Source organism: Rathayibacter sp. PhB179 (assembly GCF_004345345.1).
Lineage (GTDB): Bacteria > Actinomycetota > Actinomycetes > Actinomycetales > Microbacteriaceae > Rathayibacter > Rathayibacter festucae.
Window position 1 is genome coordinate 37,978 of record NZ_SLVD01000012.1, and the last position, 23,565, is coordinate 61,542.

The following is a 23,565-nucleotide window of genomic DNA, read 5'->3' on the forward strand; positions in this document are numbered from 1 at the left end:
CGTCGTCGAGCGGCCCCGGGGGAGAAGCAGTAGCCACAGGCCACCACTGCTCCTCCCGTTCGAGAAGTCCGTTGACTCGGAGCACTGCTTCGCGCTAAGAGCTCCGGCCGCCCCGCACCCCGCCGCTGCGACCTCCGGCTCGCGATTACTCCTCCGGCTCGCCGAATCCCCTGATTCCCGCGTGCCGGAGCAGTTTCCGAGTGTCGAACGTCCACCCGCCCCGCCTCCGGCTCGCAATCCCGCCTCCGGCTCGCGGAATCGCGCGTTTCCCGCGTGCCGGAGCTGTTCCGGCGTGCCGAGCGTCCGCCCGCGCCACCTCCGGCTCGCGATCCCTCCTCCGGCTCGCCGAAACACCCACTTGCCGCGTGCCGGAGCAGTTCCGGCGTGCCGAACGTCCACCTGCGCCACCTCCGGCTCGCGATTCCACCCTCGGCGCGCCGAATCCCCGGATTCCCGCGTGCCGAACGGGATTCCACGAGCCGGACGTCCACCCGAGCAGGCCCCCTGTCCAGTCCGGGCGCCGATCCCCGCCCCGCCGCTAGAATCGCCCCGTATGTCTGAGCTCACCCCGCCCTCCGATCGCGCCCACGACGCGCACCCGTTCACGACCGCGACCGGGAGCGACGTCCGCGTCCGCTTCTGCCCGTCCCCGACCGGGACGCCGCACGTCGGCCTCATCCGCACCGCCCTGTTCAACTGGGCCTACGCGCGGCACACCGGAGGCACCTTCGTCTTCCGGATCGAGGACACCGACGCGGCCCGCGACAGCGAGGAGAGCTACGAGCAGCTCATCGACGCGCTCCGCTGGCTGAAGCTCGACTGGGACGAGGGCGTCGGAGTCGGCGGCCCGCACGGCCCGTACCGGCAGTCCGAGCGCAGCGACGTCTACACCGACGTCATCCAGCGCCTGCTCGCCTCCGGCCACCTCTACGAGAGCTACTCGAACGCGGAGGAGATCGACGCGCGCAACGAGGCGGCCGGCCGCGCCAAGCAGCACGGCTACGACAACTTCGACCGCGACCTCACCGAGGAGCAGCGCGCCGCCTTCCGCGCCGAGGGCCGGAGCCCGGCGCTGCGCCTGCGCGTCCCGGACGCCGACCTCTCCTTCGACGACCTCGTCCGCGGCGAGATCACCTTCCCGGCCGGCTCCTTCAGCGACTTCGTCGTCGTCCGCCCCAACGGCCAGCCGCTCTACACGCTGGTGAACCCGGTCGACGACGCGCTGATGCAGATCACGCACGTCCTCCGCGGCGAGGACATCCTGCCCTCGACCGCGCGCCAGATCGCGCTGTACCACGCGCTGATCGACATCGGACTGACCACGTTCGTCCCGCGCTTCGGCCACCTGCCCTACGTGATGGGCGAGGGCAACAAGAAGCTCTCCAAGCGCGACCCCTCCGCCAACCTCTTCCACCACCGCGACCGCGGCTTCATCCCCGAGGGCCTGGTCAACTACCTCGCCCTGCTCGGCTGGTCGCTCACCCACGACCGCGACGTCTTCTCGATCGACGAGATGATCGCCGCCTTCGACGTCGCCGACGTGAACCCCAACCCGGCCCGCTTCGACCTCAAGAAGGCCGAGTCGATCAACGGCGACCACATCCGCCTGCTCGCGGTCGACGACTTCACCGAGCGGACGATCCCCTACCTGATCGCCGCCGGCGTCCTCGAGACCGAGCCGACCGCCGACCAGCGCGCCGTCCTCGACGCCGCCGCCCCGCTCGTCCAGGAGCGCATCGGCCTGCTCGGCGAGGCGCCCGGCATGCTCGGCTTCCTCTTCACCACCGCCGACGCCCTCTCCTACGACGAGGACGCGCTGAAGGGCCTGCCCGCGAACGCCGGCGAGGTCCTCGCCGCGTCGATCGGCGCCCTCGAGCTCGTGCCCGAGGGGGAGTGGCTGACCGCCTCGATCCAGGAGGCGCTCGCCGGCGCGCTGATCGAGGGCCTGGGCCTCAAGCCCCGCATCGCCTACGGGCCGCTGCGCACCGCGATCTCGGGCCGCCGCGTCTCGCCGCCGCTGTTCGAGTCGATGGAGATCCTCGGCAAGTCCGAGTCGATCGCCCGCCTCGCCCGCCTCGCCGACACCCGGAGCTGATCGTGGCGGAGGTGCAGGGCGGCCACTACGACGTCGTCATCATCGGCGCCGGTCCCGCGGGGCTCTCGGCGGGGCTGAACCTCGTCCGCGCGCGCCGCAGCGTGCTGCTGCTCGACAGCAACCGGCCGCGCAACGCGGCGACCCTGCACTCGCACGGCTTCCTCACCCGCGACGGCGTCTCGCCGCTCGAGCTGCGCCGCCTCGGCCGCGCCGAGCTCGAGCAGTACGACGAGGCCGAGGTGCACAACGCGATGGTCACCGCCGTCGAGCGCTCCGGCGGCGAGTTCGTCGTCACCGCGAAGGGCGTCCGCGGCTCGGCCGACCGCTCGGTGCTGGCGACCGCGGTCGTCGTCGCGGGCGGCCTCTCCGAGCGCCTCCCGACGCTGCCCAGCCTCCGCGCCTACTACGGCACCGCCGTGCACAGCTGCATGGAGTGCGACGGCTATGAGAAGGCCGGCGAGCCGCTGGCCCTGATCGGCGAGACCGCCGACCTCGCCGAGCGCGCCATGCTCCTCTCCCAGTGGTCGACCGACCTGATCGTCTTCACCAACAGCGTCGGCGTCGTCAGCGACACCGACGAGTCGCTCCTGAACTCGATCGGCATCCGCATCGAGCGCCGCCCCGTCGCGGACCTGGTGGGGGAGCGGGCCGTGATGACCGGCGTCGCCCTCGCCGACGGCGATGTGATCCCGCGCACCGGCGCCTTCGTCCGCCCGGTCTGGGTGCCCGTCCTCGACTACCTCGACCCGGCCGGCCCCGAGGTCGACCCCGAGGGCTTCCTCCGCGTCGACGCCGGCGGCCGCACTTCCGTCCCCGGCCTCTACGCCGCCGGCGAGGTCACCGCCCCCGGACCGCAGCAGCTGATCGTCGCCGCGGGCTCCGGCGCGCAGGTCGCCTCGGCGATCAACCGCGACCTCGTCCGCGCCCGCCTCGGCGAGGCCGCGCCCGAGTCGGAGGCCCTCGCCGTGCACGATCGCGGAGCCGATTTGAGCGGCGTGCGTCCGTAGGGTACTGTCGTCTCTCGGCGCCGAGTTCCACTCCGGCCGCCGCCTGGTCCCGGCCTCACCGCCGGATGACCATTGGGGTATGGTGTAATTGGCAACACGACTGATTCTGGTTCAGTTGTTCTTGGTTCGAGTCCAGGTACCCCAGCACTGATGTCTTCGCGAGAGTCGAAGCATCGCCCGGCGTTCGTCGCCGCTGGCATTCCTCTCGCTGCGATTCCGCCCGTGCGTCCGCTCTTCGCGATCGCGCCGATCCGCCTCGTCGCGCGGCGACCCGAGCGCGGTCCTGCTCTCCGCCCGGAACCTCCGCGCGTCCCGCTCGAACCAGCACGCATCCGCCGTCCGGCCGACGCCCGGGAACCCCGTCCATGCCACGATGAACCTGTACATCGCTCAGAAACCCGCCCCGCGCGGGTTCCGAGAAGGGGGTCCCTCGTCCATGAATTCTGATCTGCTCTGGGTCGTCGGCGCCGGCATCGTCGTCGGTGTCGTGCTGCTGCTCGCCATCATCGGCTTCTTCATCTTCCGCGCCTGGTACCAGGTCCCGCAGGCCGATGAGGCGATCGTGATCGTCGGAAAGAAGCAGAAGGGCGACGACGGCCTGACCTCGAACATGACCGTCATCACCGGCGGCGGCGCGTTCGTCAACAAGCTGACCCAGCGCTCCGACCGCATCTCGCTGCGGTCGCGGCAGATCAAGATGGAGCCGGTCGCGCAGACCAAGAACGGCGTCACGATCCACCTCGCGGGCGTCGCCCTCGTCAAGATCGGCTCCACGCCCGACCAGGTGCGCGCCGCCGCCGAGCGCTTCGCCTCGCAGGACCAGTCGATCGACGTCTTCACGACCGAGCAGCTCGAGGGCGCGCTGCGCGGCGTCGTGGCGAAGCTCAGCGTCGAGGAGGTCATGCAGGACCGCCAGAAGCTCGGCGACGAGATCGCCGAGGGCATCAAGGGCGACCTGCTCGCCCAGGGACTCGTCCTCGACTCCTTCGCCATCCAGGGCGTCACCGACCGCAACGGCTACATCGAGGCGCTCGGCGCGCAGGAGATCGAGCGCGTCCGCCGCGAGGCCGACGTCGCCCGGATCAACGCGGCCCGCGAGGTCAAGGCCCGTCAGCTCGCCACCGACGAGGCGAACCTGATCGAGCAGACCGCCTTCGACAAGAACACCGCCGCCTCGAAGTCCGAGGTCGGCCGCGCCAACGCCGAGGCGGAGCAGGCCGAGAACCTGGCCCGCGCCGAGCGCGAGCAGGCCGTCCTCGTCCAGCGCGCCGAGAACCGGCAGGCCGAGCTCGACGCCGACGTCAAGCGCGTGGCCGACGCCGAGAAGTACCGGCGCCAGACCGAGGCCGACGCCGACGCCTACGGCCGAGCGAAGAAGGCCGAGACCGACCGCCAGGTCGCGCAGCAGGTGTCCGACGCCGAGGCCTACGCCGTCCAGCGCCAGGCGGAGGCCCGTCAGGCGTCCGCCGCGGCCGAGGCGGCGGCGGTCAGCGCCCGCGCCGAGGCGGAGGCCCACGCTCTGCGCGCCAAGGCCGGCGCCGAGGCCGAGGCCCTGCGCGCGAACGCCTCCGCCGAGGCGGAGGCCATCCGCACCAAGGGTGAGGCGAGCGCGGCCGCGATCCAGGCCGAGGCGGAGGCGCTCCGCGAGAACCAGGAGGCGATCCTGGGCCGCGAGCTCATCGGCCAGCTGCCGTCCCTGATGGCGGAGTTCGCGAAGGGCTACCAGAACGTCGGCACCATCACCCTGATCGGAGGCGACACCGCGGCCACGCACATCGCCCGCGAGCAGGCGGCGAGCCTGTCGGCCACGTTCGACAGCGTCAAGTCCGCGACCGGCGTCGACCTCGGAGCCATCCTCCAGGGCCAGGCCTTCGGCCGGGGCGTGGCCTCGACCTCGGCCGCCGAGCCCGCCCCGTCGGCCGATCCCACCGCCGTCCCCTCGACGAGCTGACGTCCCCGGGCCGCCCGCCCTCGACGCAGGCGGCCCGACGTCCTGTCGGCGGGTGCGGCCCCGCCCGCTCTACCGCCGCATCGATCCGTCACCGACGGCTGCCTCGACGGCTCCCACACGACCCTCCGTGCCGGATCGACGCGCCCCCTCGTGCGCCGAGCACGCGGAGGCCGATCCGTCCACTCCCGGTGCGCTCCGCAGCTGCGACGTACGCTGGCCCGATGAGGCGGGGTCGGGGGCGCGCGGCGGGCGCCGCGGCCCTCGCCCTGACGGCGGTACTCCTGCTGACGGGCTGCAGCGGCGACTCCTTCCGCGCCGACTTCACACGCACCTTCGGCAGCGACGACGCGGTCGCCGACGTCGAGCTCGCGACGGTCGAGGACATGCCGTTCACCGGCGGAGTCAGCGCCGAGGTCGTCGCCCGCGAGGACCTCTCCGACGCCGACCTGACGTCCCTCGCCGACCGGTTGGCCGCCTTCGCCGCGAAGCGCCCGACGGGCGACGTGCGGATCCTCCTCGACGCCGACGACCTCACCCTGCCCGTGTCCGGCGACGAGGACCTCACGTCCGGCCGGATCGCCGCCGCGCTCGCGCTGCGCGAGGACCCGCGAGTCGAGTCCCTCGCCCTCGCCGCCGACGACAGCGAGGACCGCGCGAGCGGCCTGAGCCTCTTCCTCTCGGAGCAGGCGACCGCCGACGACGCCTTCGCGCTCGCCCGCGACGCCCCCGCGCTCCTCCCCGACGCCCCGCCCCTGCACGTGAGCGTCCAGAGCGCCGACCGCTCGCTGCTCGTCACCGGCACTCCGGGCCCCTGGCTCGACGACGCCCAGCGCCTCTGGACCGCGATCTCGGCCGCCGTCCCCACCGCGGGCTTCCGCGCCGCCCCCGACCACCTCGCCGTGACCCTGACGAGCGACGCCGACCGCGCCGCGGCGACACTCGCCGCCGCCGCCGTCCCCAGCGGCGCGACCGCCGTCACGTTCTCCGGCCCCTGACCGCCGAGGACGCCACTCCGTTCGCTGCCCATCACGCAGCGCACGCCAGAGTGACGCTCACCGGGCCGACCACGGTCAAAACAGTCCTGATTTCGGTACTCTTTTGGCAGAGGAGGGCGAGATGGGATATCGCAGAGACCTGTGGGAGTTGGCCGCCGCGCGGAGCGGCGTGGTGACCATCGCGGAGGCGGGGGATGCCGGCGTTCCGGCCGTCGAGGTCCGGAAGCTCGCTGCTCGTGGGGCGCTCCGGGCGCACGGCCAGGGTGTGTACACGCACCGCGACGTGCCGACGACCCGGGTCACCCAGCCGGCGATCGCCGTCGCGCTCGCGGGGGAGGGTGCGTTCCTGCATCGGGAGTCCGTGCTCGATCTGCTGACACTCGGGCAGTTCAATCCGCCGAAGGTGCGCGTGGGCACCCGCCGCCGGGTTCGGCGGGCTCTGCCGGACTGGCTCGATCTGCAGAACCGGACCGACCTCTCCGACCACGAGCTCACCCGCTACGAGGGTGTCCCGGCGACGACCGTTCGGCGAGCGCTGGAGGACATGGAGCACCGGATGCCGCCCGACCGCTGGTCCGCCCTGGTCGAGGAGGCCGGACGGCGCGGGCTGGTCGACGACCAGGAGATCGGGCCATGGAAGGCAGCGGCGCGATGACGGTGGTGCCGCCGCTGAACCTGACACGCCTGAAGGAGGCTGATGCTCGCGCATCAAGACTCTCGCGCGCAGCTCATTCAGAAGTCGTTCTGAACTACGATCGAGAGATGGCGACCACCCCGATCCCGACGTTCCAGTCCTCCGAGCTGAGCCGGAACGCGCGCGCCGTCTTCGCCGCGGCGGAGGAGCAGCCGGTCGACGTCACGCGTCGCGACGGGGACGACCTCGTGCTTATGTCCAAGCGCGAGGCGGACTCGCGCGAGCAGCTGCTGCAGCTGGCTGCTCAGCTCATCGCGGTGTCGACCGACGACCGGGGGACGCTCGGCGACCGGATGGCGCAGGTCTTCCCCTGGATGCTCGCGCTGTCCGGCTCGGACCGGGAGCAGTGCGCGAAGGATCTGCTGTCGACGGCGCGCGCGTCCTTCGCCACCGGTCACGCGCACCTGGCCGCGGCCGAGCTGGTCTCCTGGCGGGAGTCGGCCACGGCGATCGCCGACGGACTCGCGATCATGCCGGTCGACTGGCTCGAGACCGGCATCGTCGTCGAGCGTCCGTAGCCGTGGCGAGGGACAGCCGCGTCGAGCGGCCTCTCAAGAAGTCGGAGTACGAGATCCGCTTCGCCACGCTGCAGGCGCAGAAGGGCTGGACCGACCTCTGCGCCACCAGCCGGAACGCCCTGGCGGAGGCGTGGGACTTCCTGACGAGAACGCCGACAGAGACGACCCCGTCGAACTACCGGTTGCGGGGCGAGCTCGGCACCGTGACGAAGGGTGCTGACGTCCACGAGCGCTGGCAGCACAAGCCGACGCGGCAGGGCGACGCGCGCCTCCGGTTCTTCGTGGTGGGCCGGACGGTGTTCCTCGAGCAGGTGCACACCCGGCACCCGAACGCAACGAAGTGAGTCACTCCTCCGCGGCGCCGAGCTCCTTGCGCATCTGGATCGACGTCGGCTCGTAGCCGAGCGACTCGTACAGTCCCCGCGCCGTCGCGTTGAAGCCGAAGACGTTGAGCGCGAGCGCCCGGTAGCCGCGCGAGCGGGCGTGCTCCTCCGCCAGCAGCATCGCCGCGCGGCCGAACCCGCGGCCGCGCTCGGACGGGTCGACCTCGACGTCCCAGATGTAGGCGACGCCCTCGAGCTCCTGCGGGTGGGGGCCGACCCAGAGCACGCCGACCGGGCGCCCCTCGTCGAGGATCCGCAGCAGGTCGTGGCCCGGTGCGAGCACTCCGCCCGGGAACAGCCGCTCGTCGTTCGCGTCCGCGTTCCGCAGCGCCGCCGTCTCGTCGTCGCCCGCGCGGATCCGGTCCGCGACGTAGGACGCACGCTGGACGGACATCCACTCGGCGAGTTCGGCGAGCGGGAACGGCGCGAGGGAGGCGGACATGCCCCACGGTCCCACACCTGCGCTGACCTCATCAGCCGGCGCGGAGATCACCTCTGCAGACGTCCGCTCCGCGTCGTCGGAGGCTGCTCGCCGGATGGTTCAGAGACGTCGTCGACCCAGTCATTGCGTATTACGATAATCCGCATGACCGATGAGGAGACGATCGCCGGCCGACCGGTGACGGAGGAGCAGATCGCAGCCTGGGCCGCCGAGGCGGAACGCGGGTACGACGTCGATGCGCTCAAGGCGAGAGGACGGGGACGCCCGGGACGGGGCGCGCAGCCCTCGCAGGTCGTCGCGGTACGGCTGACGATCGAGGAGCTCGCCGCGCTCGACGAGCGTGCCGCGAGAGAGCACAAGACCCGCTCCGAGGTCGTCCGGGAGGCGCTCGCCTCCGCCGCGGCGTGAGAGTCCACGCCTCTGCTCTGAGGCACGGCATCTCCGAGGAGGACGCCGTTCACGCGGCGGCTCTGGCGCTCTGGGTCGAGGACCTGGACGAGGACTCACCGGCACGTCAGCTCCGCCTCGGCTTCGACACACACGGTCGCCTCCTCGAGACGGTCGTCCTGGTCTTCGACAGCGGGAACGAACTCGTCATCCACGCCATGAAGGCCCGCCCGGGAATGATCGACCTCCTGCCCTGACCGGCACCCGCTGGATGTTCTGCGCCACCCCTGCGGAAGTCCGTGCCGTCGAGAGCATCCTGCCGCCGGACACCGCTCAGGAGCGGTCGGAGCTCTCCGCCGCCTCGACCTGCTCCGCGTGCTTCTTCTTGCCGAAGCGCGTCGCCAGGAACAGCAGCGTCCCGACGACCACGTAGCCCGCGGTCCCGAGCCAGACCACGCCGGTCTGCTGCGTCAGCAGCACGACGCTCGCGATGATCGCGAGGATCGGGACGACCCGCGGCACCGAGAAGTGCGGGTGGTCGACGCGGTCCTTCTTCAGCACCAGCACCGAGATGTTCGCCGAGATGAAGACCAGGAGCAGCAGGAGCACGGTCGTCTCGGCCAGCGTGCCGACGTCGCCGATCAGGCTGAGCAGCATGGTCACGCCGCCGACGACGACGATCGAGACCCAGGGGGTGCGGCGGTTCGGCAGCACGCGGCCGAAGGCGCTGGGCAGCAGACCGGAGGACGCCAGTCCGAACCCGACCCGGCTCGCCATCACCATGAACAGCAGCGCGCCGTTCGCGATCGCGATGAGCGCGATCAGGCCGAAGAGCCACGGCGGCACCGCCACTCCGCTGGCCGCGACCACGTCGAGCAGCGGGCCGGTCGACTCCGCGAGTTCCTCGTTCGGCAGCACGATCACGGCGCCGAGGGCGATCAGCAGGTAGACCACGGCGGCGGTGATCAGCGCGCCGAACAGCGCGCGCGGGTAGACCTTCGAGGGATTGCGCACCTCCTCGGCCATGTTCGCCGCGGCCTCGAAGCCGAGGAAGGAGAAGAAGGCGACGATGGAGGCGGCGAACGCGCCCTGCAGCGGCGCGACCTCCGGGTTGAACTCCAGGACGCGGCCGGCGTCGCCGTTGCCGCCGCCGAAGAAGATCGCGGCGCAGACGATCACGATCACGAGTCCGCTGACCTCGATCACCGAGGCGACCAGGTTCGCGGTCAGCGACTCCTTCACCCCGCGCAGGTTGATCAGCGTGAGCACGGCGATGAAGACGATCGCGGTCGGCACGGGCGGCACGTCGAGCAGCGCGCCGAGGTAGTCGCCGGCGAAGGCGTTGGCGAGCGAGGCGGCGGTGGTGATCCCGGAGGCCATCATCAGGAAGCCGACCAGGAACGACAGGTACGGCTTGCCGAACGCCCGGTCCACGTAGCGGGCGGCGCCGCCGGCGTGCGGGTACTTGGTGATCAGCTCGGCGTACGTGCCGGCCGTCAGCAGCGCGATGACGAGCGCGATCAGCAGCGGCAGCCAGATGACGCCGCCGACGTCCGCGGCCATCGTGCCGACGAGCGTGTAGATGCCGGCGCCGAGTGTGTCGCCGACGATGAAGGCGAAGAGCAGCGGTCCGGTGATGACCTTCTTCAGCGACCCTCCGCCCTTCGCGGGGGCACTGGCGGCGGCGTTCGTCGTTTCGGTCATCCGGCGATTCCAACGAGAACCGGGCCCAGGCGCAACCCCTGCCGCGAGATCGCTGCGTGATTTCTCATGCTGGAAACACGCCACGAAGTGCGCGGATGCGGTCCCGAGGGTCTCCGGAGCCGAGCGGGACGCTCGTTCGTCCCGGTCCGGTCGACCCGCAGGCTCCCGGACGACGCCCCGCCCGTCTCCCCGCCCGCCACCCAGTGCGCCACGATGAGCGGACGCCCCGCGACGGATCGAGGACCCCCTGCACGACAGCACCCCGCGTCCCGGTCTGCCTGAGCGGCTCGCGCGCCTGATCCGCCTCCGCACCGTCTCGGCCGAGCTCGAGACCGTCGACGAGGCGCTCGCGCTGCTCCGCGAGCTCTACCCCCTGACTCACGAGCGTCTCGAGCCCGAGCGGATCACCGACCGCGGACTCCTCTACCGCTGGCCGGGCCGCGACTCCCGTGCGGACCCGCTGGTCCTGATGGCGCACCTGGACGTGGTGCCGGTCGAGGACCCGGCCGCCTGGACGCACCCGCCCTTCGGCGGCGACATCGTCGAGGGCGCCGTCTGGGGCCGTGGCGCCCTCGACGACAAGGGCCCGCTCGTCGTCGTGCTCGAGGCGGTCGAGAACCTGCTGTCCGCCGGCGTCGTGCCGGCCCGCGACGTCCTGCTGGCCTTCGGAGGCGACGAGGAGGTGCGCGGGGCATCGGCCCGTGCGATCGCCGAGACGCTGCACGAGCGCGGGATCGTTCCCTGGCTCGTGCTCGACGAGGGCAGCGCCGTCGTCGAGGCGCCGCTGCCCGGGGTCGTCGGGCCGGTCGCGATGATCGGCGTCGGCGAGAAGGGCCTGCTCACGCTCCGGCTGACCGCGCGCTCCGCCGGCGGTCACGCCTCCGCCCCGCCGCGACTCACCGCGGTCGGCCGCCTGGCGCGGGCGATCACCCGGCTCACGCCCTCGACCTTCCCCGCCCGGGTCCCGGAGGCGCTGGCCCGCGCGCTCGCGCTCCTCGCCGACCGAGCCCCCGGCGCTCGCGGCGCGCTCTACCGGCTGCTCGGCGCCCGGCCGCAGCTGGCCGCGCCCGTGCTCGCGGCGCTCGGCGGCGAGACGGCGGCCCTGGTCCGCACGACGATCGCGCCGACGATGCTCCGCGCGGGGACCGCCGACAACGTGCTCGCGGCGGAGGCCTCCGCCGTGCTGAACCTGCGCCTCGCCCCCGGGGAGACCGCGGCCGGGGCCGCCGAGCGCGTCCGCCGGCGGATCCGCGACCGCGAGGTGACCGTCGAGGTGGTGCTGGGGGAGGACCCGTCGCCGCAGTCGCCGAGCGGCGGCGCCCCCTTCGCGGCGCTGCGGGCGGCGCTGGCCGTCTCGCACCCCGAGGCGGCGGTCGTCCCCTACGTCATCAATGCGGCGACCGACTCCCGCCACCTGCACCGCTTCGCCCCCGCGGTGTACCGCTTCGCACCGCTCCTGATGACGAAGGAGCAGCGCGCCGGGATCCACGGCGTCGACGAGCACACCGACATCGCGGCCCTCGAGCGCGGCGAGCGCTTCCACCGCGCCCTGATCACCGGGCTCGACGCGTGAGGGCCCGGTGAGCCGCAGGCCGCGCAGGCGCCGGGTGTAGGTTCGTCCGTCGTGGAGACGGTGCCGATGCAGACCCAGGATCACGAGCGGACCCAGGACGGGCCACCGGCCGGGGACCGCGTGCTCACCGATCTGCGCGAGCTGCTCGGCGACCGCGTCCTCACCGACCACGACGTCCTCGAGGCCTACCGCCACGACGACGCCGAGTGGGCGCCCTCCGGGCTGCCGCTGGCGGTCGTCCTCGCCGAGAGCGCGGAGGACGTGGCGCACGCCGTCCGCGTCGCCGCCCGCGCGGGTCTGAGCGTCGTCCCGCGCGGAGCCGGCACCGGCCTCTCCGGCGGCGCCAACGCGCTCGCCGGCTGCCTCGTCGTCTCACTCGAGCGGATGGACGCCGTCCTCGAGATCGACGCCGACGAGCGCTTCGTCGTCGCCCAGCCCGGCGTGATCAACGACGCGCTGCGGGCGGCGGTCGCAGAGGCCGGACTCTGGTACCCGCCGGACCCGGCCAGCTCCGCCATCTCGACCATCGGCGGCAACGCCGCCACCAACGCCGGCGGCATCTGCTGCGTGAAGTACGGCGTCACCCGCGACTACGTCCTCGGGATGAAGGTCGTCCTCGCCGACGGTTCGCTCGTCAGCCTCGGCCGCCGCACCGCGAAGGGCGTCGTCGGCTACGACCTCACCGGCCTGATGGTCGGCTCGGAGGGCACACTCGGCATCATCGTCGAGCTGACGCTCCGCCTGCTCCCGCTCGCGGGCCGTGAGCAGCGCGCGATCGTCGGCTCCTTCGGCTCGCTCGAGGACGCCGGAGTCGCGGTCGCCGCGATCTCGGCCGCCGGAATCATCCCCTCCGCCCTCGAGATCATCGACAGCACCTGCCTGCGCGCCGTCGACGACTGGCAGCACCTCGGGCTGCCGCACGGCGTCGACACGCTGCTGCTGGCTAAGGTCGACGAGCCGGGGGAGGCGGGCCGCACCGCCGCCGACCGCGTCGAGGCGCTGATGGCCGGCGCCCGCGCGCTCTCGGTCGAGCAGGCCACCGACCAGGCCGAGGTCGACCGGCTCTTCCTCGCCCGCCGCCTCGCCTATCCGGCGCTGGAGCGCCTCGGGCCGGTGCTCACCGAGGACGTCTGCGTGCCGCGCCGCGCGGTCCCGGAGATGCTCGCCCGCATCCGCTCGGCCGCCGCCGACCACGACGTGGTCATCGCGACCATCGCGCACGCCGGCGACGGCAACCTGCACCCGCTGATCATCGCGCCCGAGGGCGACGACGCCGCGAAGGCCCGCGCGAAGAGCGCCTTCGACCGCATCGTCGAGGACTGCCTCGACCTCGGCGGCACCGTCACCGGCGAGCACGGCGTGGGGCTGCTGAAGCTGCCGGGAGCGGCCGACGAGCTCGGCCCGCGCGTGCTCGGCATGCACCGCTCGATCAAGGACGCGCTCGATCCGCTCGGCGTGCTCAACCCTGGCAAGGCGTTTCCGGGCTGAAGCGCCGCTCTCGGTTCTCCCGGGATCAGCGCGCCAGGAACTCCAGCAGCGCCTCGGTGAAGACCTTCGGCTGCTCGATGTTCGCCGCGTGGCCGTCCTTCTCGATCACGAGGGAGTCGCCGCGCGGGGCGAGCGAGGCCGCGGCCGCCGCGTGCTCGGCCGGCCAGAACTCGCTCTCGCGCCCGGCGACGAAGAGCACCGGCACGCTCGTCCGCGCGATCACCGGCCGCCAGTCCGCCTTCGCGTGGTCGTTCAGCAGCCGCCGCTCGGTCTCCGTCAGCTCCCGGCGCTCGCCGCCGCCGAGCGCCTTCAGCAGCCGCGCGATCCGCACCGGCCCCTTCGAGGCGATGCTCCAGCGCCCGGGATCCGGGATCGTCGTCGCGAAGAGGGTGTCGCGGTTCGCCTCGGTGTAGTCGTAGAAGCCGTAGGGCCAGTCGTCGCCGTTGAGCATGCGCGGCGTCTGGTCGACGATCACGATGCGGTCGACGCGGCTCTCGTCGGTGCTCTCGTCGGCGCTTCCGTCGGTGCTCTCGTCGGCACTTCCCGCCGTACCTGCTGCGGAGCCGGCCAGGAACGCCCAGATCGAGTTCCCGCCCATCGACCCGCCGACCAGCGCCGCGCCGCGCAGATCCAGGTGGCGCAGCAGCTGCGCGAGATCCGCGCCGTGCCGGAGCATCGTCGCGCCGGCCTCCGTCCGCTCGGACAGCCCGTGCCCGCGCCGGTCGAACGAGATCACCCGGTAGCCGGCCTCCGCGAGCGGCCCCTGCTGCGGCTTCCAGCTCGTCGCCGGCGCCTTGAATCCGGCGATCAGCACCACCGGCCGACCGGCCGGGTCGCCCTGCTCGGTCCAGCTCAGCCGGACCCCGTCGTCCGTGGTGAAGTCCGGCATCGTGGCCCCTCGTCGCTCTCGTTGCGGCCTGCTCAGGCCGTTCCCCGCCACGCTAGTGCGGCGCGAGTGGCGCGTCGCCCGCCCGCGGGGGAGGCACTCGCGATCAGGCCTCCTCGAGCACGCTCCGCACCGCGTCGTTGGCCTCCCGCCACTCCTCCGGGTCGGCCTCCTCCCAGAGCTCGGTGAGCTCGCTGCCGGGGGAGTCGGCGGCGGCCAGCGCGACGAGGGCGAGCGCGACGAGCTCGTCGTCGGGACGCCCGGCCCGCTGCACGAAGTGCGCGATCGTCTCGGCGTGCGGACCGCCCTCCCGGCCGAGCCCGCGCGCGACCACCTCGGCGGCGGCGATCGCGAGAGTCGCCGCATCCGCGTCCACCTGCGTCGGCGCGACGGCGGCGTCCAGCGCCTCGCGGACGTACTGCCAGTCGCCGGCCTCGTCGAGCTCGTAGACCCAGTCGCTCGCCGTGTCGTTGCCGAACGGCTCTCCACTCCATGCACCCATGGCCCGACGCTACGCCGACGCGCGCGCGGCCGCACCGCCGACGCTCCGATCGATCCGTCGGGGAAGCACCTGCCGGAGAACGCGAGGCAGCCCTTCACGACGGATCGAAGCGGGCGGGACAGCCCTTCGCGACGGATCGATCCGAGCGGAGGAGGGTCGCGCGTCAGGCCAGCCGCTCGCTGAGCGCGACGATGACGCCCTCCGGTCCGCGGACGTACGCCATCCGCCAGACCCCCTCGTACTCGCCGACACCGCCGACCAGCCCGTACCCGTCGGCCGCGAGCCGCTCGAGGACGGCGGCGAGGTCGTCGACGACGAAGGCGAGACTCCGCAGCCCCGGCTCGTCCGCCTCGACGGGGGCGGGAACGGAACGCGGTGCGGGCCGGACGAACCGCGAGAGCTCGACGGCGGTCCCGCCGCCGGGCGGCCGCAGCATCACGATGTCGGTCCGGGCGTCCTGCATGCCGACCACCGTGTCGAGGAACTCGCCCTCCACGGGCGCCCGGCCCTCGAGCACGAGGCCCAGCCCGACGAAGAACGCGGTCGCCGTCTCGAGATCGTGCACCGTCACGCCGACGTGGTCGAATGCGGTGATCCCCGCCATGAGCGCCTCCTCGTGTCGAGCCCAGTCAGGCAGGACGGGGGCCCGCTGTCAATGCGCGGCTGATCCCTGCTCCGGCGCTTCGACCGGGCTGGTCGGAAAGCCGCATCGAGTTCCCGAGGCGTTCATCACTGGAGTCCCCTCGCGCGTGACCCGGCTCGCCCGCACTGGGTAGGCTGTACTGCTCCGTCGTCGAGGGGGAGCGGTCGCGGAGGAACGATGGGCAAGAAGCGCAATCAGGGACGATCCGGGAACGGGCGCTCCGGCGGCTCCGGCGGCCAGGGCGGCGGCCGCACGGCCGAGACCGCGCTGATGGTGCGGTTCCGCAGCTGGTACCGGTCGCACCTCGCCGACGTCGCCGTCCTGCACGAGCACCTCGACGTCGACGAGGCCGTGGAGGTCCTCACCGACCTCTTCGCCATGACCCGCGACCTCCGCCCGCGCGGCTCGTTCGCCCAGCCGGACGCCGAGCTCCTCGAGGCCGTCTTCGACCAGATCGAGGCCGACCTCTCCGGCGAGGAGAGCGAGGCCGACCTGGACGACACCCTCTTCACCGTCGCCGAGGTCGTCGAGCACTTCCTCGACTTCCTCACCGACGAGGACCTCTGGACCGGCGCCGACGAGGAGCTCGACGAGTGCCAGGCCGTGCTCGACGAGGTCCTCGACCTCGCCGGCTCCTTCGTCGAGGCCGTCCTCGACGACCTGCTCGAGGTCGAGGAGATCCCGGACGCCGAGATGCTCTCCGCCGCCCGCGCCACCGCCCTCGTGCACGCCGCCGACGTCGTCGTCGAGCACCTCGCCGCCACCGACGGAGCGACGATCTCCGAGCGCGCCGCCCGCGAGATCGTGGTCGAGGCCGGTGTCGCCTCCGCCGGCTCGTCGCCGAGCGACGACGCCGTCCGCATCCCGGTCTCCGCTTGGTGGGACGCGCTGGTCGCCTCCGACGTGCTCGACGCCGACGGCTCCACCGCGGGCCTCGGTGACGCCGCGCCGGCCTGGCGCAGCTCCGAGACGCGCGAGGCCACGGTCGAGCGCATCGCCTACATCGCCCGCTTCATCGAGCTCTGGCTCGTCAGCGCGCAGGAGGCGCTCGCCGCCGCCGACACCGAGAACGGCGCGTTCTCGCCGCGCGAGCGCGCGATCACCACCACCGACGCCGTCCTCGCCCGGATCGCGGTCGCCTGCCAGGCGCAGATCCACGAGGGCCTCGTCGTCGGCGAGCTGGTCGACGAGCTCGCCGCCGAGCTCGACGTCTCGCTCGAGGACGCCCTGGACGAGCGCGAGCGGATGGTCGGCGCGGCCGAGCGGATGCTCGACGACGCCGCCGAGCTCGGCCTGCTGCTGCACTCGCCCGAGTTCGGCTACGTGCTCCCCGAGGGCCTGCAGCCGGTCCTCGCCTCGGTCGTCCGCGCGAGCATCGTGCTGCTCGGCGCCCGCGACGCCACCCGCCTCGAGATCCTCGACGAGGCGACGGAGGACACCGACTCCGCCTACGCCCTGCACGTCTCGCTGCTCGGCACGAAGCCGGTCGTCTGGCGCCGGCTCGAGCTGTCCTCGGAGTCGTCGCTGCGCGATCTGCACCTCGCCCTGCAGCTCTCGCTCGGCTGGACCGACGCGCAGCCGCACTACTTCAGCGTCGGCGTGCCCGACGAGGAGCAGGCGCCGATCGGCTCGCCGGCCGACGCGGAGGAGCTCGGCTCCGGCCTCGTCGACGAGGGCGGCGTCGCGCTCGCCGAGGTGCTCGAGAGCGTCGGCGACGAGCTGTTCTACGTCTACGACCTCGAGGACGAGTGGCGCCACGTCATCCGCCTCGAGTCGGTGTCGCCGCTGGGTGCAACCCTGCCGCGCTGCACCGGCGCGCGCGGTGCCGCTCCGCTCGACGCGCCCGGCGGCCCGGCCGCCTGGGCCGACACGGTCCGCGCCGCGACGGACCCGTCGTCCGCCGACCACGCGGAGGCGCTCGACGCCCTCGGGCTCGCCCCCGAGGCGACGTTCGACCCCGCGAGCGTCGACGTCGACGGCATCAACCGCTCGCTCGGCCTGCTCCGCGCGGCGGTCTGACCGGTCCGCGCCGCAGAACATCAGCCGAGAGGCCCCGTCATCGCCGATCGCGGCTGACGGGGCCTCTCGGCTGATGCTGTGTCGTCAGCGCCCGCTCACGGGGTGAGCAGCAGCTTGCCGATGTGCCCGGAGGCCGTCATCCGCTCGTGCGCCCGCTCGGCCTCGGCCAGCGGGATCACCTCGTCGACCACCGGCCGCACCGTCCCGTCCGCGACGAGCGGCCAGACGCTCTCGCGCACCGCGGCGACGATCGCGCGCCGCTCCTCCAGCGGCCGGGCGCGGAGCGTCGTGGCGTGCACCGCCGCACGCTTGCGCATCAGCGTCCCGATGTCGAGGGAGCCCTGCGCGCCGGACTGGTTGCCGATGAAGACGACGCGGCCGCCGAGCGCGAGCGCCTCGACGTCGCGGGCGAGGTAGTCGCCGCCGACCGGATCCAGGATCACGTCGACCCCGCCGTCCGTCTCGGCCGCGATCCGCTCCACGAAGTCCTGCTCGCGGTAGTCGATCAGGATGTCCGCGCCCAGCGCCCGGCAGGCGTCGAGCTTCCGCGGGCTGCCGGCCGTCACGGCCACCCGGGCGCCGATCGCGGAGGCGATCTGGATCGCGGTGGTGCCGATCCCGCTCCCGCCGCCGTGGATCAGCACGGTCTCGCCGGCGCGGAGCCCCGCGACCAGAACGAGGTTCGACCAGACGGTCGCGGTCGTCTCAGGCAGCGCGGCGGCCGAGATCAGGTCGACGCCCTCCGGCACCGGCAGCAGCAGCCCCGCGTCGACGACGACGTGCTCGGCGTAGCCGCCGCCGGAGAGCAGCGCGCAGACCTCGTCGCCCTGGGCGACCGTCGTGACGCCCTCGCCGAGGCCGACGACGGTCCCGGACACCTCCATGCCGAGGATCTCCGAGGCGCCGGCCGGCGGCGGGTACACGCCGGCACGCTGCCCGAGGTCGGCGCGGTTGACGCCCGCCGCGGTCACGCGGAGCAGCACCTCGCCGGGTCCGGGGGAGGGGGTGGCGGTCTCCTCGAGCACGAGGCGGGAGTCGGGGCCGGGGTTCTCGACGCGGATCGCAAGCATCCCGCGATGCTACGCCGCGCGCCTCCACGGGCGGTCCCGTCCGATCTGCAGGTGATCCGGCGCTCCGCCGGCGCCTCCGCGCGGACGAGAGCGCGCTCCCGCCGGGATCGCCTGCGGATCACACCCCGGCGTCAGGCGTGCTCCGCCAGGAACGCCAGCACCGCGTCCTTGAACGCCCGCGCCGGCACCGTGCTCGTGTGATCGCGGCCCGGGACGCTGATGAAGCGCGCGCCCGCCTCCTCCGCCAGCCTCGCCCCACCGGGCGCGATCGGGTCGGATCCGCCCGTCACCATCAGCGTCGGCAGCTTGGGATGGGCGCCGAGCTCCGGATGCGCCCCGCCGCGCACCCCGTCGGCCACGGCCACCAGGGCGGCCAGGTCGTTCCCAGCGACGCCCTCCGCCATGCCGATGAACGCGCGCGTGAAGCGGTCGTCGATCTCGCCGCCGTCCGCCACCCGCGCACGCGCCGCCGCCGCATCGAAGTGCCGCAGCGGCTCGCCCACCGTGAGCCCGCCGAGGCTGAGCGTCGCGAGCAGCTCCGGATGCTCCATCCCGAGCACCCAGCCCATCCGCGCGCCGAGCGAGTAGCCGAGGTAGTGCGGAGCGATCAGGTCGTAGGTCTCGATGACCCGCACGATGTCGGCGACCATCAGGTCGACCCCGTACGCGCCGGCGCGATGCGGCTTCTCGCTGGCGCCGTGCCCGCGCTGGTCGAGCGCGACCACCCGGTACCCGGCGCGGTTCAGCGTCCGCAGCCAGCCCGCAGTCTCCCAGTTCAGCACCGCGTTCGACGCGAACCCGTGCACGGCCAGCACGGTCGGCGCCCCCTCGTCGCCGAGCGCGTACGTCGCGATCCGCGTCCCGTCGTCGGCGACCACGGACACGGGCGGGGGGAAGGCGATCGGCGTCACCCGACAACCCTGCCATCCCGCGGACGCGTGCTCCTCCGCGCTCCGCGGTGTCCGGACCGGCGAGCCGGTGTCGGACCCTCGGACGGCGACGAGCCCGCGTCCTGCGCCATCCTCCCGCGAGCGCTGCCGACAGGCCTCGCCTCGACGGCCATGTGCGTATGGTGTGCAGATGACGGAGCCAGAGCACTCGAGTACCAGGCAGAACCGGGGGTCTCTGTACGGGGAGCACACCCCGTGGGGCTTCCTCGCGATCCTGTTCGTCGGAATGACCATCGGCGGCGCCGTCGCCCGGGCCGCCGGTGTGGCCGATCCGATGAACATCGCATCGATCTCCGTCTCCGTCGTGACCACCCTCCTGATCAGCCGGCTGGTGCTCTTCCTCCGGCACCGCCGGCGCTGAGCAGGACGACCGACGGAGGCTGCGGTCGACGTCGCGGAACGGGACCTCGGCTCGCGCTCAGCGCGCCGGTCGGGAGGAGCGGACGAACGGCACCGCGATGACGAGGCGGACGCTCCGGCCGCGTCCCGAGCGGATACCGAGCACGACGCAGAGCACGGAGGGGGCTCAGCTGCTGGCCCCGGCGACGACGCCGTTGCGATCGCTCCACCGGTTCGGGCGAGCGGACTCCGAGAGAGGCGTGATCGCGCGCCAACCTCGCGAAATCGGTCCTGAGGCCGGAGCCGTTGTCACCATTTCAGTATGGTTCTCAGATGGGTGAGGCAGAGCAGCTGAAAGACGAGCCGAAGCGAGCCCCGATATGGGGAACACGCACACCGTGGGGATTCTGCGTGATCGCCTTCGTCGGATCGTGGTGCGGCGGCGCCATCTCCCAAGCAATCGGAGCGATCGACCCGTGGACAGTGGTGATCAATACCGCTTCCATCGCGATCTCGTATTTCATCTGCCGTGCAGTGCTCACCCTCTGGCGCAGTCAGCGCCGATGACGAAATCCAGGAAGGTACTCGATGAAGAGCATTCGAATGACACTGACCGTGACGGCTGTCTGCGTGGCGACCCTCGGCGGAGCCCCCTTCGCCGCGGCAACCGCCGCGGTGGAAGCACCGGCGCAGGTGCAGTCCAGGGGACATGTCGAGCTGACGGTGAAGCGCACGACCGCCTCGACCATCACCTTCGACGTCGGCGGCGGAGCCAGACCGGTGACGTCGAAGGACGGCCGGGTCCGCATCACCGATGGAAGCGTCACCTCGGTGGCCCTGCCCACCAGGATCGGCGCCAACGGGCGGACCGTGAGCGGCAGCTGGACCGTCGACGACGCGGACACGATGACCTTCCACTTCAGGCCGTCAGAGGTTCAGCGAGCCCTTGCTGGAGGCGCGGTGGCTGGGACTCTCTCGAGCGACTGGACCTCGAAGGAGTGGGGTCACTGCGTGGCGAAATCGGGCGTCAATGCCGCCGTGCTCGGGGGCTTGGGTGGTGCGATCACCGGGGCGGGAGCGGTCGTCACGGCGACAGGAGGCTTGATCTTCGGAATCCTGGGCGGCGCGCTCACTTGCTGAAGCCCCTGCGGAGGGCGATGTTCGACGCGGTCAGCGCACCGGCCGGGAGGAGCGGACGAACGGCACCGCGATGACGAGGCGGACGCTGCGGCCCCGTCCCGAGCGGACGCCGAGCACGACGCAGAGCACGAGGTTCAGCACGAAGAGACCGAGGATCGCCGCGATGGTGAGGGTGGGCCAGCCACCGCCCCAGGTGTCGCGCACCGAGACGAGCGCGAGGTGCAGGGGCACGAGCATCAGCTGGAGCGCGAGGTAGGTCAGCTGCCAGTTCACGGCGACGACGCCGTTGCGATCGCTCAGGGTGCCGCCGCGACGCCGGGCACCCCAGGCCAGCACCGTCGCCGTGACCGAGATGAGCGGCGAGAGGATCACGAAGCCCGCGATCGCCGACAGTCCGGCGAGCCAGACCGCCCTGGCTCCGCGGCCGTCGCGGCGGCGGCGCAGCGTCTCGTCGTCGTCCATCCGCGGCCGCTCCCTCGCGATCGTCCCGGCGCGCCGCCGGTCGACCCAGTCTTGCACCGGCCCCCGGGAGTGAACGGGGGGTTCCCCCTCCCGCCCGGGGGTTAGCCGGATGGGGGAGGATCCGCGCCGTCCGTAGCGTGGAGGCATCGCCGGGCGCCCCCGGCACCGCACCCCGCAGAAGGAGCACCGACCATGTCGAACGCCGAGACCACCCCGTCCGCCACCACCCCGACCGCCGCCACCACGTCCACCCGCACCACCTCCGCCGACGAGCAGCCCACCGAGGTCTACGGCTCGACCGCCGTCCTCACCGACCCGGCCCCGGAGTCGCGGCAGCAGCAGTCCGAGCAGCAGGACCCGCCGTTCGAGCGGCCCGCCGCGCAGCACCCGGCCCCCTACGGCGTCCCGCCCGTCGCCGTCGCCCCGGCGCCGTCCACTCCGTTCTCGCTGACCAGCCTCATCCTCGGCGTCACCTCGGTCTTCTTCGGCCTCACCGTCATCGCGCCGGTCGCCGGCCTGATCTTCGGCATCCTGGGCCTCCGTCGCGAGCCGACCGGCCGCACGCTCGCGATCTGGGGCATCGTCCTCAACGCGGTGATGATCAGCCTCGTCGTGCTCTTCATCGTCGCCCTGCTCTTCCTCGGCCTGCTGGTGCCGTTCGTCGCGATCGCGACCGGCACCGACGTCAACTGACCAGCCGCTCGCGACTCAGGTCAGGAACGCCCGCAGCAGCGCCGCGGAGGCGTGCACGTGCTCGGTCATCAGCCGGGCCGCCTCCGCCGCCCGACCGGTGAGGATCGCCGTCACGAGCGCCCGGTGCTGCTCGTCCGCGTGGGCGATGTTCCGCGGCAGCAGCGGGATGTCGTCCAGCAGGGCGTTCACCCGCGTCCGGCTCTCGGCCACGAGCGGCAGCAGCGACGGGACGCCGGCCAGCTCGGCGATGGTCAGGTGCAGCCGCGAGTCGAGCCGCCGGTAGTCCTCGGGGCTCGCGTCCTCGACGTCGGCGAGAGCCCGGAACAGCTGCTCCCGATCGGCGGCCGTCAGGTCTGCGCCCGCCGCGAGCCGCGCGGCCCCCACCTCGAGGATCTCGCGCAGCGCCACCACGTCGTCGATCTCGGCCCGGTCGAAGCCGCGCCGGCCGATCGGCGCCGCCGGCAGCTCCTCCGCCACGAAGGCCCCGCCGTACCGGCCGCGCCGCACCACCAGGTATCCCGCGTCCGCGAGCGAGGCGATCGCCTCGCGCAGGGTGTCTCGCCCCACGCCGAGCTGCGCGGCGAGCTCGCGCTCGGAGGGCAGCCGCTCGCCGGGCCCCACGAGCCCGAGACTCACCGTCTGCATCAGCCGCTGCACCGTCTCCTCGAAGGCGTTGCTCCGGAGCAGCCGCCGCAGGATCGCCTCCCTGGCGCTCGCCGCGGGAGCCGGCGGGCGGCTCTCGGCGTCGTCGTCCGTCCCGCTCGTCCCGGTGTCCTCGCTCACGTCGTGCTCACGTCGTACTCACTCCGGGGTCACGTAGGCGGAGGAGATGCCGCCGTCCACGAGGAACGTCGACCCGGTGATGAAGGACGCGTCGTCGCTGGCGAGGAACGCGACCGCGGCGGCGAGCTCCTCCGGCTCCGCGAAGCGCCCCACAGGGATGTGCACGAGCCGGCGCTGAGCCCGCACCGGATCGGCCGCGAACAGCTCCTGCAGCAGCGGGGTGTTCACCGGACCCGGGCAGAGCGCGTTGACCCGGATGCCCTGGCGCGCGAACTGCACGCCCAGCTCGCGGCTCATCGCGAGCACGCCGCCCTTCGACGCGGTGTAGCTGATCTGCGACGTCGCCGAGCCGAGCACCGCCACGAACGAGGCCGTGTTGATGATGGATCCGCGGCCCTGCTTCGTCATGTGCCGGAGTGCCGCGCGGCAGCAGAGGTAGACCGACTTCAGGTTGACGTCCTGCACGCGCTCCCACGCCGGCAGCTCGGTCGTCTCGATGGAGTCGTCGTCGGGCGGCGAGATGCCCGCGTTGTTGAAGGCGATGTCGACCGAGCCGTAGGCGTCGACCGCGGCCTGGAAGAGCGCGTCGACCTCCGCCTCGCTGGTGACGTCGACCCGCACGAACATCCCGCCGAGCGCCTCCGCCACCTCGGTGCCGCGCGCGACGTCGACGTCGGCGATCACCACACGCGCTCCCTCGCGGGCGAAGCGCGTCGCGGTGGCGAGGCCGATCCCGCTGGCGCCGCCGGTGACGACGGCGACCTTGCCGGCGAGCCGCTGCGTGAGGTCGATCGGGGTGGTGTCCAGGGGAGGGAGAGCCATGGTGCGGCCTTTCACGGGA

The 23,565-nt window shown here is 72.9% G+C and carries 26 protein-coding genes and 1 tRNA gene; 17 read left to right on the plus strand and 10 right to left on the minus strand.

Annotated features, from left to right (window positions below; translation table 11 throughout):
- Positions 1 to 553: 553 nt before the first annotated feature.
- The 8 genes from gltX (at position 554) to EDF43_RS19865 (ending at position 7,604) form a co-directional block, all read left to right on the plus strand.
- Complete coding sequence (gltX, locus tag EDF43_RS19830; RefSeq protein WP_132438280.1) at positions 554 to 2,095, plus strand: glutamate--tRNA ligase; 1,542 nt, start codon at positions 554 to 556, stop codon at positions 2,093 to 2,095.
- 2 nt (positions 2,096 to 2,097) lie between these two features.
- The gene (locus EDF43_RS19835) at positions 2,098 to 3,102 is read left to right on the plus strand and encodes an NAD(P)/FAD-dependent oxidoreductase (protein WP_243646384.1); all 1,005 of its coding nucleotides are present in this window, start codon (positions 2,098 to 2,100) and stop codon (positions 3,100 to 3,102) included.
- Between the two features lie 73 nt (positions 3,103 to 3,175).
- Positions 3,176 to 3,247 (plus strand) — tRNA-Gln (locus EDF43_RS19840).
- A 291-nt stretch (positions 3,248 to 3,538) separates the two neighbouring features.
- Positions 3,539 to 5,053, plus strand: coding sequence for an SPFH domain-containing protein (locus tag EDF43_RS19845; protein WP_123737241.1), 1,515 nt, complete (start codon positions 3,539 to 3,541; stop codon positions 5,051 to 5,053).
- 221 nt (positions 5,054 to 5,274) lie between these two features.
- Positions 5,275 to 6,048 (plus strand): hypothetical protein, encoded by a 774-nt coding sequence (locus tag EDF43_RS19850; RefSeq protein ID WP_132438279.1) that lies wholly within the window; start codon positions 5,275 to 5,277, stop codon positions 6,046 to 6,048.
- Positions 6,049 to 6,169: 121 nt separating this feature from the next.
- Positions 6,170 to 6,703, plus strand: coding sequence for a type IV toxin-antitoxin system AbiEi family antitoxin domain-containing protein (locus tag EDF43_RS19855; RefSeq protein ID WP_132438278.1), 534 nt, complete (start codon positions 6,170 to 6,172; stop codon positions 6,701 to 6,703).
- Positions 6,704 to 6,810: 107 nt separating this feature from the next.
- Entirely contained in the window at positions 6,811 to 7,260 is a 450-nt protein-coding gene (locus EDF43_RS19860; protein ID WP_132438277.1) for a prevent-host-death protein, read from the plus strand.
- Positions 7,261 to 7,262: 2 nt separating this feature from the next.
- Positions 7,263 to 7,604, plus strand: a complete 342-nt coding sequence (locus EDF43_RS19865) for a hypothetical protein (protein WP_132438276.1) — start codon at positions 7,263 to 7,265, stop codon at positions 7,602 to 7,604.
- A gap of 1 nt (position 7,605) precedes the next feature.
- On the opposite strand, the gene EDF43_RS19870 is transcribed toward EDF43_RS19865, so the two are convergent.
- Complete coding sequence (locus EDF43_RS19870; RefSeq protein WP_132438275.1) at positions 7,606 to 8,085, minus strand: GNAT family N-acetyltransferase; 480 nt, start codon at positions 8,083 to 8,085, stop codon at positions 7,606 to 7,608.
- Positions 8,086 to 8,229: 144 nt separating this feature from the next.
- Between EDF43_RS19870 and EDF43_RS19875 the strand changes: the two genes are divergently transcribed.
- Both EDF43_RS19875 and EDF43_RS19880 read left to right on the plus strand, forming a co-directional pair.
- Positions 8,230 to 8,493 carry a ribbon-helix-helix protein, CopG family gene (locus EDF43_RS19875; RefSeq protein WP_132438274.1) on the plus strand — a complete coding sequence of 88 codons (264 nt, stop codon included), beginning with the start codon at positions 8,230 to 8,232 and terminating at the stop codon, positions 8,491 to 8,493.
- Entirely contained in the window at positions 8,490 to 8,729 is a 240-nt protein-coding gene (locus EDF43_RS19880; RefSeq protein WP_123733985.1) for a toxin, read from the plus strand. Before EDF43_RS19875 ends, EDF43_RS19880 begins: the two co-directional genes overlap by 4 nt.
- Before the next feature lie 76 nt (positions 8,730 to 8,805).
- On the opposite strand, the gene EDF43_RS19885 is transcribed toward EDF43_RS19880, so the two are convergent.
- Positions 8,806 to 10,176, minus strand: a complete 1,371-nt coding sequence (locus EDF43_RS19885; RefSeq protein WP_123733984.1) for an APC family permease — start codon at positions 10,174 to 10,176, stop codon at positions 8,806 to 8,808.
- Positions 10,177 to 10,474: 298 nt separating this feature from the next.
- Here EDF43_RS19885 and EDF43_RS19890 point away from each other — a divergent pair, with 298 nt between their 5' ends.
- Together EDF43_RS19890 and EDF43_RS19895 are read left to right on the plus strand one after the other, a co-directional pair.
- Positions 10,475 to 11,749, plus strand: coding sequence for a M20/M25/M40 family metallo-hydrolase (locus tag EDF43_RS19890; protein WP_279432555.1), 1,275 nt, complete (start codon positions 10,475 to 10,477; stop codon positions 11,747 to 11,749).
- 66 nt (positions 11,750 to 11,815) lie between these two features.
- A complete protein-coding gene (locus EDF43_RS19895; RefSeq protein WP_123737233.1) occupies positions 11,816 to 13,237 on the plus strand; it encodes an FAD-linked oxidase C-terminal domain-containing protein in 1,422 nt (473 codons plus the stop codon).
- 25 nt (positions 13,238 to 13,262) lie between these two features.
- Here the strand turns inward: EDF43_RS19895 and EDF43_RS19900 are convergent, their stop codons facing one another.
- From EDF43_RS19900 to EDF43_RS19910, 3 genes are all read right to left on the minus strand, one after another.
- The gene (locus EDF43_RS19900; RefSeq protein ID WP_123737232.1) at positions 13,263 to 14,126 is read right to left on the minus strand and encodes an alpha/beta hydrolase; all 864 of its coding nucleotides are present in this window, start codon (positions 14,124 to 14,126) and stop codon (positions 13,263 to 13,265) included.
- Positions 14,127 to 14,229: 103 nt separating this feature from the next.
- Complete coding sequence (locus EDF43_RS19905) at positions 14,230 to 14,625, minus strand: DUF4259 domain-containing protein (RefSeq protein ID WP_123737231.1); 396 nt, start codon at positions 14,623 to 14,625, stop codon at positions 14,230 to 14,232.
- 163 nt (positions 14,626 to 14,788) lie between these two features.
- Entirely contained in the window at positions 14,789 to 15,229 is a 441-nt protein-coding gene (locus EDF43_RS19910) for a VOC family protein (RefSeq protein ID WP_123705015.1), read from the minus strand.
- A gap of 216 nt (positions 15,230 to 15,445) precedes the next feature.
- On the opposite strand from EDF43_RS19910, the gene EDF43_RS19915 reads away from it, so the two are divergent.
- Positions 15,446 to 17,287, plus strand: a complete 1,842-nt coding sequence (locus EDF43_RS19915) for a plasmid pRiA4b ORF-3 family protein (RefSeq protein ID WP_132438272.1) — start codon at positions 15,446 to 15,448, stop codon at positions 17,285 to 17,287.
- 95 nt (positions 17,288 to 17,382) lie between these two features.
- Here EDF43_RS19915 and EDF43_RS19920 read toward each other — a convergent pair whose 3' ends face one another.
- Entirely contained in the window at positions 17,383 to 18,357 is a 975-nt protein-coding gene (locus EDF43_RS19920; RefSeq protein ID WP_123737229.1) for an NAD(P)H-quinone oxidoreductase, read from the minus strand.
- A gap of 131 nt (positions 18,358 to 18,488) precedes the next feature.
- On the minus strand, positions 18,489 to 19,268 hold the full coding sequence (locus tag EDF43_RS19925) for an alpha/beta hydrolase (RefSeq protein ID WP_243646382.1): 780 nt from the start codon (positions 19,266 to 19,268) through the stop codon (positions 18,489 to 18,491).
- 169 nt (positions 19,269 to 19,437) lie between these two features.
- Here EDF43_RS19925 and EDF43_RS22040 point away from each other — a divergent pair, with 169 nt between their 5' ends.
- The 3 genes from EDF43_RS22040 to EDF43_RS19935 all read left to right on the plus strand — a co-directional run bounded on the left by EDF43_RS22040 (position 19,438) and on the right by EDF43_RS19935 (position 20,786).
- On the plus strand, positions 19,438 to 19,668 hold the full coding sequence (locus EDF43_RS22040; RefSeq protein ID WP_165909212.1) for a hypothetical protein: 231 nt from the start codon (positions 19,438 to 19,440) through the stop codon (positions 19,666 to 19,668).
- A 311-nt stretch (positions 19,669 to 19,979) separates the two neighbouring features.
- Positions 19,980 to 20,213, plus strand: a complete 234-nt coding sequence (locus EDF43_RS19930; protein ID WP_132962537.1) for a hypothetical protein — start codon at positions 19,980 to 19,982, stop codon at positions 20,211 to 20,213.
- A gap of 21 nt (positions 20,214 to 20,234) precedes the next feature.
- Entirely contained in the window at positions 20,235 to 20,786 is a 552-nt protein-coding gene (locus tag EDF43_RS19935; protein ID WP_132438271.1) for a hypothetical protein, read from the plus strand.
- 30 nt (positions 20,787 to 20,816) lie between these two features.
- On the opposite strand, the gene EDF43_RS19940 is transcribed toward EDF43_RS19935, so the two are convergent.
- Positions 20,817 to 21,248 carry a DUF4870 domain-containing protein gene (locus EDF43_RS19940; protein WP_165909216.1) on the minus strand — a complete coding sequence of 144 codons (432 nt, stop codon included), beginning with the start codon at positions 21,246 to 21,248 and terminating at the stop codon, positions 20,817 to 20,819.
- A gap of 192 nt (positions 21,249 to 21,440) precedes the next feature.
- Here EDF43_RS19940 and EDF43_RS22450 point away from each other — a divergent pair, with 192 nt between their 5' ends.
- Entirely contained in the window at positions 21,441 to 21,941 is a 501-nt protein-coding gene (locus EDF43_RS22450; RefSeq protein ID WP_243646381.1) for a DUF4190 domain-containing protein, read from the plus strand.
- A gap of 15 nt (positions 21,942 to 21,956) precedes the next feature.
- On the opposite strand, the gene EDF43_RS19950 is transcribed toward EDF43_RS22450, so the two are convergent.
- A complete protein-coding gene (locus EDF43_RS19950) occupies positions 21,957 to 22,724 on the minus strand; it encodes an FCD domain-containing protein (protein ID WP_132438269.1) in 768 nt (255 codons plus the stop codon).
- Positions 22,725 to 22,742: 18 nt separating this feature from the next.
- Positions 22,743 to 23,546, minus strand: a complete 804-nt coding sequence (locus EDF43_RS19955) for a 3-oxoacyl-ACP reductase (protein ID WP_123447921.1) — start codon at positions 23,544 to 23,546, stop codon at positions 22,743 to 22,745.
- Positions 23,547 to 23,565: the final 19 nt, after the last annotated feature.